Origin of the sequence: Petrocella sp. FN5, assembly GCF_029210395.1 — a bacterium.
In the GTDB taxonomy this organism is placed as follows: domain Bacteria; phylum Bacillota; class Clostridia; order Lachnospirales; family Vallitaleaceae; genus Petrocella.
On sequence record NZ_JARGDP010000221.1, the window covers coordinates 1 to 527 of the forward strand.

The window sequence follows — 527 nt, forward strand, 5'->3', positions numbered from 1 at the left end:
TACATTCATTGACTTCTATCAACATTTCGGCACTGATTCGTTTTCTGAAACTTACCAGTGAACTGGCTTCAAAAGGAGCGGTATCCTGATAACCCGAAAGGCCGATGAAATACTGGTAGTAGGGATTTTCGGTCAGCTGATCGACAAGCTCACGATCGGCATAGCCATATTTTATCTGAATGATTAGAGCGCCTAATGCCATCCGAAGTGGTTTGGCAACATTGCCGGTATCACTTTGAAATAGCTTTGCATAATTTTCTTCGAATTTCTTCCACGGTATCTGGTCTGCTAAGGTAATCCACCTGTTCTTAGGGTTCATCTTAAGTCCAAGTGGCTGATTGAAATCAAGGAAAGTGGGTTGAGAATTATCGGATAGAATATACATGTTTTTAAGGCTCCTAAAGAATTTATTTGACATAAAGTGCAAGGATAATGGTTAAATCTAAGAAATACCCTTGCACTTATTATAACAAAAATCTGCTTCAAATGCACTAAAATCAAGGCATTACGACTTAATCAGCAGACAC

General features: G+C 38.9%; 1 protein-coding gene. It reads right to left on the minus strand.

All coding sequences use genetic code 11. From position 1 onward, the window contains the following. Positions 1-385 (minus strand): transposase (locus P0N36_RS15600; protein ID WP_275843815.1); only part of this gene is annotated, 385 nt, incomplete at its 3' end. Positions 386-527 lie beyond the last annotated feature (142 nt).